This window comes from Methylobacterium sp. CCH5-D2 (assembly GCF_001556475.1).
GTDB lineage: Bacteria > Pseudomonadota > Alphaproteobacteria > Rhizobiales > Beijerinckiaceae > Methylobacterium > Methylobacterium hispanicum.
This window is the reverse complement of record NZ_LSIX01000430.1, coordinates 1-6,071: the sequence shown is the minus strand read 5'-3', so window position 1 is coordinate 6,071 and position 6,071 is coordinate 1. Positions and strand designations below refer to the sequence as shown.

Below are 6,071 nucleotides of genomic sequence, written 5' to 3'. Positions count from 1 at the left end.
CCCGCCGCGCCCTGCGCGCGGCCCGCGAACTCCTTCGCGCCGCCGACGATCCGATCCGTGTCAACCATGGTGGTCTCTCCCATTCGGTTGCGGGGCGCCGCTCGGGTCAAGGAAGACCTCGGGTCCGGGAGACCTGGGCGCCGTCCGTCGAGCACTGAACGTGCGAGACGCGGATTCGCCCCGTCCGAGCGCGACTTTTCACGCCGGCCCCGCCGCGGGCGCGGGGCGTCCGGGCAGGCGGGCGAGCCGGCGCGCGACCTCCGCGAGCGCAGCTGCCTGACAGCCGCCCGAGACCCCGCCGTCGCCCGGGCGCCGCGGCCGGCGGGTGCGCGGGACCGGGGGAATGTGCACGAACAGAACGGGCAGGCCGGTGGCGAGCGCCGCGAAGTAGCTCGCGTTGCAGAGGTAGCGCCCGGCATCGTTCGAGGGGCGGGCGTCGAGCCCCTGGCGGCGCAGGATCGCGAGCGCCTGGGCCGCTGCCGCGCCGCCGCGCGCGGCCGGCGCCCCCGGGTCGAGGACGAGCCGGGCGGCGGGCCGGCCCGAGGCGTCGGGGTAGAGACGGCTCGCCCGGTTGCGGGCGCGGATCTCGACGCGGATCCGCCGCGCGCGCGTCGCCACGCCGAGCATCAGCACGGCGGCGGGTCTCTCCGCCAGGGCCGGGAGCAGCGCGTCGGCGATCGCCGCGTAGGCGGTGCGCAGCACCAGAACCCGGGCCGCGCCGCCGGGCGCCCGGCGCAGGCGCTGTCCGACCGCCCGCGCCAGCGCGGCGCTGGGGTTGGCGGGCATGCCCGGGAAGGGCCCGAACCCGGTGACGAGGATCGGGCTCACAGCCCGATCAGCTCGGCGATCCGTGCCGCGCCGGCCGCCGGGGAGTGCTCGCCGCGGGAGACCGCCGCCTCGGCCTCGGCCGTCCGCTCCCGCACCTCCGCGGTGCCCACGAGGCGCTGGTGCAGGCGCTCGTGCACCAGGGCCCACATCCACTTCACGTCCTGCTCGCGACGCTTGCCCGCGATCTCGCCGGTCGCGGTGAGGCGCTGGCGGTGATCGACGATCTTCTCCCAGAGCGCGTCGAGGCGCAGGTTGTGGAAGCCGGAGATCGTCACCACCGGCGGCGTCCAGGTGGCGGAGGCCGGCGTCAGGATGTGGAGCGCCGCCCGGTACTCCGAGGCCGCGGCGTTCGCCCGCCGCTCGGCCTCGCCCTCGTCCGCCTTGTTGACCGCGATCATGTCGGCGAGTTCGAGGATGCCCTTCTTGATGCCCTGCAGCTCGTCGCCTGCGCCCGGCAGCATCAGCACGAGGAAGAAGTCGGTGAGGTCGGCCACCGCCGTCTCCGACTGGCCGACGCCGACCGTCTCGACCAGGATCACGTCGAAGCCCGCCGCCTCGCAGAGCAGCATGGTCTCGCGCGTCTTGGCCGCGACGCCGCCGAGCGTGCCCGAGGAGGGCGAGGGCCGGATGAAGGCGTTGGGGTCGAGCGCGAGGCGCGCCATCCGGGTCTTGTCGCCGAGGATCGAGCCGCCGGTTCGCGTGGAGGAGGGATCGACGGCGAGCACCGCCACCTTGTGGCCGGCGGCCGTCAGGTTGGAGCCGAGCGCGTCGATCGTGGTGGACTTGCCCACCCCCGGCACCCCCGTGATGCCGACCCGGATCGCCCGGCCGGTATGGGGCAGCACGGCGTCGATCAGGTCGCGCGCCGCCGCCCGGTGGTCGGCCCGCTTCGATTCCGCCAGCGTGATCGCGCGCGCGAGCGCCGCGCGTTCGCCGGCGAGCAGCCGGTCTCGGAGGGCGTCGAGGTCGAGGGCGGGAGCGGCCATGCTCACTTCATGACCGCAGCCGCGGCGTTCGTCGAGAGTGGTCGTCGCTCCGCCTGTGCCCCCCGCACCACAGGCCGCCCGCTGCCCGCAATCCACACCGGGCACGGTCACGCTTGTGCCCCGCCATGGTCACGATCCTCGGCCAGAGGCTAGAGGGTCGACGGGGGCTCGGAGCCTCCAGCGCCACGGATGCGACCCCGGATCATGCTGCGCCAGCCCCTCACCCGACGCGCCCTCGTCCGCCTCGGCGGATTCGCGGGCGTCGCCGCGCTAAGCCCCGCCCTCGGCGGCTGCATCACGGACGGGCTCACCACCGGCACCGCGATTCCCGAGAAGCAATCGGCCCTCGACGTGATGCCGGTGCTGCTCGTCGCTACCACGCGCAAGCCCGTCGCGAACGGCCCGCGCGCGCCCTATTTCGGCTCGGAGCGCGGCAAGGGGCTGAGCTTCGCTGAAGTGCGCCTCTCGCCCCCCGACCGCTCGCTGATCGGCAAGGTCTCCTCCGTCGTCACGGGGGACTGGACCATCGGCGAGGTGCCGAAGATCGAGACCGGCGCGGGCGCCGCCGACGCCTTCGCGCAGGCCGCGCTCGGGCGCGACGTGCTGATCTACGTGCACGGCTACCGCGAGTCCTTCGAGTCGGCGACCATCAGCGCCGCGCGGCTCTCGGACGGCATCCGCTTCCGCGGCGTCTCGGGCCTGTTCACCTGGCCGTCGGCGGCCGCGACCTTCGACTACGGCTACGACCGCGAGAGCGCGCTCTACTCCCGCGACGCCTTCGAGGACCTCCTCAAGACGCTGGCCTCCTCGCCGAGCGGGGGCCGCATCAACATCGTCGCCCACTCGATGGGCACCCTGCTGACGCTCGAGACCCTGCGCATGCTGCGCGCCGAGGCCGGCGAGGCCGCGATGGCGCGCATCGGCGCCGTGGTGCTGGCCGCGCCCGACATCGACTTCGACCTCTTCGCCAACGGCGTGAAGCGGCTCGGGCCCGACGTGAGCAAGATCACGGTGATCTCCTCCACGAACGACCGGGCGCTGGAACTGTCGAGCACCATCGCGGGCGGCGTCGTGCGGGCGGGCGCGGCCGACCGCGCCCGGCTCGAGGAACTCGGCGTGCGGGTGGCCGACGCCTCCGATTACGGCGGCGGCCTGATCAACCACGACCTGTTCCTGTCGAACAAGGAGGTCCAGGGCGTGGTCAAGCGCGCCGTCTCGCGGGCGGGCGGCGGGGTCTGACGGCGGCGTCCGATCGCCGCGAGGTCGCACCGAGCGGGACAGGCGCGGGGCGGGCGCCGAAACTGGGCTTGGCGCGCGGGGCGCGCCCGCCTACTGAGGCGGCGCGGCGGAGGCGGCCAGAATCGCGAAGCGCCCCCGCGACGCACCTGACAGAAGGATGCCGGCCATGTTCACCCTCGAGATCGACGGCACCGCCGTGGCTGTGATCAACGGCGACGAGGAGACCGCGCGCGACCTCTTCACCTGCGACGGCTTCAAGTCCGACATCCGCGAACTGACCAGCGCCGGCAAGCCGCTCTGGAACGGCACCTCGGAGCTGAAGGTCCGCCCGGCGACCGAGGACGAGGTCGAGATGTTCGAGGACGCGCTGGCCGACGACGACGGCTCGGGCGATTTCGAGCCGGTCGAGGCCCACGCCGATTCCGAGGAGGACGAGGACGAGGCCGACATCGTCTTCCTGGTCGATATCGACGAGGAGGACGAGGACGACGAGGACGGGCAGAAGCTCGACGCCTGAGGCGCCCGGAGCGCCTGCCGCCCGGGCGTGAACCCGGGCGGCCCTCCGGCCGTTTCCGCTCCGTGTTTCCAACGGAGTTCTCGGGAATGGCCGACAGCAAACGGATCGTCGATGCGCTGGTGCGCGCCCGCCGCGGCGGCCTCGCCGCCGGCGCCGCGCTCGGCGGCCTCGCCCTCGTCGGCAGCATCGCCTGGCACGCCCTGCGGGGCTCCGCCGCCTCGGGCACGGCGACGCCGGACTTTCGCGATGTCGACGAGGACGAGGCGCGGCTGATGCTGCGCGCCATGGTGGCCGCAACCCTCGCCGACGGGGTGATCGACGCGGGCGAGCGCCGGCGCCTGGACGGGGCGGTGGCGGAAGCCGGCATCGACCGGGACGGCCGCGCCTGGCTGGAGCGCGAGTTGGAGAACCCCGCCGAGATCGACGAGATCGCCGACGCCGTGGACGCCCCCGAGGCCGCGGCCCGGATCTACGCCGCCGCCCGCCTCGCGATCGATCTCGACACGGTGCAGGAGCGGCAGTTCCTCAAGATGCTGGGCGAGGCGCTCGACGTGCCGCGGGAGGCGGCCGAGCGCATCGAGCGGGAACTGGCCGCCTGAATCTCGGCGTGGGCTCAGCCCGGCTTCCGCTCCTCCAGGAAGCCGCGCATCCGCGCCAGCGCCCGGCGGATGTTGTCCATCGAATTCGCGTAGGACAGGCGGATGTAGCCCTCGCCGTGCACGCCGAAATCCGGGCCGCCGATCGTCGCGACGCCGGCTTCCTCCAAGAGGGCCGAGGCCAGTGCCTTGGCCCGCCAGCCCGTGCCGGACACGTTCGGGAAGGCGTAGAACGCCCCCTTCGGCGTGCGGCAACTCACCCCCGGCAGGGCGTTCAGCCCCGAGACCACGATCGCCCGCCGCCGGTCGAACGCGGCCATCATCTCGGCGACGCAATCCTGCGGCCCGTCGAGCGCCGCGATGCCGGCGTACTGCGTCGCCGCGTTCACGCAGGAATGGGAATTCACCGCGAGCTTGCGCGCCGCGTCGTAGAGCGGCTGCGGCCAGACCGACCAGCCGAGGCGCCAGCCCGTCATCGCGTAGGTCTTGGAGGCTCCGTCGAGGTAGATCAGCCGGTCGCGGATCTCCGGATAGGCCAGCAGCGAGGTGTGCGCCTCTCCGTCATAGGTCATCGTGCCGTAGATCTCGTCCGAGAGCACGGCCACGTCCGGATGCGCGGCGAGGCCCGCCACCAGCGCGTCGATCTCGGCCTTGGGCGTCACGCCGCCCGTGGGGTTGGCCGGCGAGTTCAGGATGAGGAGCCGCGTGCGCGGTGTGATCAGCGCCAGCGTCTCCGCGGCCGAGAAGGCGAAGCCGTTGCCCTCGCGGATCGGCACCGGCACCGGCGTGGCGCCCGTGAACTCGATCATCGAGCGATAGATCGGGAAGCCCGGGTCCGGGTACAGGATCTCGGCGCCGGGCTCGCCGAACATCAGGATCGCCATGAACATGGTGACCTTGCCGCCCGGCACGACCAGCACGGAATCGGGCGAGACCTCGACCCGGTGGCGGCGCAGGATGTCGCGGGCGACCGCCTCGCGCAGGCCCGGGATGCCGACCGCCGGCGTGTAGCCGTGGTGGCCGTCGCGCAACGCCCGGATGCCCGCCTCCACGATGTGGGGCGGCGTCGGCATGTCGGGCTGGCCGATGCCGAGGTTGACGATGTCGCGCCCCTGCGCGGCGAGCGCGCCCGCGCGGGCCAGAACCGAGAAGGCGTTCTCCTCCCCGATACGGCCGAAGGCCGGAACGATCTGGAGCATCAGGCCCTCTCGGTGTCGTACGGCGGCGGCGCGGGTCCCGCGCCGCGTCCTCAGGCCTTGCTGCGCTCGGCGAGGCGGCTGGCGCCGAAGGAGAGCGCGCCCGCGACGAGGCCGAGGATCACGAAGGTCTTCACCGTCGCCCAGACCAGGGCCGGCTCGATGCCGGTATCGGTGTAGAGCACGAGGCTGATCGCCGCGATCGGCAGGCTGACGAGGACGAAGAGCGGGACCAGCGGGTTCATGTCGGCACTCGCATCGAGCGGGGAACGGGAACGGGCGTCGGGACGGCCCTTACGCCTGAAGAGCGCCCGTGCATAGCACCGGCTTGGCCGCATGGGGAGGGCGTCTGCACAATGGTTCTGCCGCCGTACCGCGTTCGGGCGAGAGCGGGGCTGTCGCAGGGAAGGCTCCAGATCAAGCTTGTACGAACCTCTGTCGTCGGGCCGGAGACGGAGTTTCAGTCGGGCGATAACCGCGCCGCGCCCCCTCTTCCTATGGTCAGGGCGATTGCATTTAGCCGGGGCCGTCTCCCGGACCGCCACTGGAACCGCGCCCTACCCCCTCTCCCATAGGGAGAGGGTTGGGGTGAGGGGTATGACCTCTCAGACCCGAGCACGCCATCGACGCGCGTTCAGCGCCACGCCCTACCCAGAAACCTCATACCCCTCACCCGGCTTTCTGCGAAAGCAGACCTCTCCCTATGGGA

7 protein-coding genes are annotated in these 6,071 nt (G+C 72.9%); 3 read left to right on the top strand and 4 right to left on the bottom strand.

The genetic code is table 11. From position 1 onward, the window contains the following. Positions 1–198 precede the first annotated feature (198 nt). A complete protein-coding gene (locus tag AX737_RS11015; RefSeq protein WP_066921278.1) occupies positions 199–828 on the bottom strand; it encodes a peptidase C15 in 630 nt (209 codons plus the stop codon). Further along, positions 825–1,814 carry a methylmalonyl Co-A mutase-associated GTPase MeaB gene (gene meaB, locus AX737_RS11010; RefSeq protein WP_066921276.1) on the bottom strand — a complete coding sequence of 330 codons (990 nt, stop codon included), beginning with the start codon at positions 1,812–1,814 and terminating at the stop codon, positions 825–827. The genes AX737_RS11015 and meaB overlap by 4 nt, the downstream gene beginning before the upstream one ends. Positions 1,815–2,018: 204 nt before the next feature. Between meaB and AX737_RS11005 the strand changes: the two genes are divergently transcribed. From AX737_RS11005 to AX737_RS10995, 3 genes are all read left to right on the top strand, one after another. Beyond that, complete coding sequence (locus AX737_RS11005) at positions 2,019–3,053, top strand: alpha/beta hydrolase (RefSeq protein ID WP_066921274.1); 1,035 nt, start codon at positions 2,019–2,021, stop codon at positions 3,051–3,053. 166 nt (positions 3,054–3,219) lie between these two features. Next, on the top strand, positions 3,220–3,570 hold the full coding sequence (locus AX737_RS11000; RefSeq protein WP_066921272.1) for a glutamine amidotransferase: 351 nt from the start codon (positions 3,220–3,222) through the stop codon (positions 3,568–3,570). A gap of 86 nt (positions 3,571–3,656) precedes the next feature. After that, positions 3,657–4,169 carry a DUF533 domain-containing protein gene (locus tag AX737_RS10995; RefSeq protein ID WP_066921270.1) on the top strand — a complete coding sequence of 171 codons (513 nt, stop codon included), beginning with the start codon at positions 3,657–3,659 and terminating at the stop codon, positions 4,167–4,169. 14 nt (positions 4,170–4,183) lie between these two features. Here the strand turns inward: AX737_RS10995 and AX737_RS10990 are convergent, their stop codons facing one another. Both AX737_RS10990 and AX737_RS10985 read right to left on the bottom strand, forming a co-directional pair. Then, entirely contained in the window at positions 4,184–5,365 is a 1,182-nt protein-coding gene (locus AX737_RS10990; RefSeq protein ID WP_066921268.1) for a pyridoxal phosphate-dependent aminotransferase, read from the bottom strand. A gap of 50 nt (positions 5,366–5,415) precedes the next feature. Continuing rightward, positions 5,416–5,607, bottom strand: a complete 192-nt coding sequence (locus AX737_RS10985; RefSeq protein ID WP_066921266.1) for a hypothetical protein — start codon at positions 5,605–5,607, stop codon at positions 5,416–5,418. Positions 5,608–6,071 lie beyond the last annotated feature (464 nt).